Consider the following 557-nt stretch of genomic DNA (forward strand, 5'->3'; position numbering starts at 1 on the left):
AAACAAAGGCATGATTCTGCGGTGCTCGTTGAACCCCTTCCTGCAATAACTGCAAGGCATCACCAGCAAAACCGCGGCCAAACGACAAAGCAGCTAACTGCAAGCGCGCATCATGGTGGTTGGGTTCGAGCGCTAATGCTTCTTGAAAACGCTGCATCGCTTGCCGAATATCGTTGTTATCAAGCGCTTCGAGACCACGCCGATACAAAGTAGCCGCACTTTGCGTACTACTGCTACGTTGTACATTCATTTCACCAGCGGGTTCTGGCTCTGGTTGCGATTGTTGAACAACCTGCGCGGTAACCTCACTTACAACCTCCACTGCTGGCGTTGTTGAAGCTGCGGCGCTCGTTTCTGGTTCGGCTACTATATTGCTTTGCACATCCTCGATTGTTGCTACATCAGTGCCTGGCGCTACCACGGGCTGTGCTACTTCTCGAGCTCGTTGGTTCGCGGTTCCACCTGTAGCACTTGTAGTGCGAACATTTGTGCTATCACTTGCTCCAGGCTCTGGTTGTTCTGTTTGCTCAGACGTTGCCGCAATACTCGCGCGCGGG

General features: G+C 52.8%; 1 protein-coding gene. It reads right to left on the reverse strand.

Annotated elements, in window-relative coordinates:
- The coding region (locus VT06_RS17190) for a M48 family metallopeptidase (protein WP_046555555.1) at window positions 1-557 on the reverse strand (557 nt) is incomplete at both ends.

Origin of the sequence: Arsukibacterium sp. MJ3, from assembly GCF_000987765.1 — a bacterium.
Lineage (GTDB): Bacteria > Pseudomonadota > Gammaproteobacteria > Enterobacterales > Alteromonadaceae > Alishewanella.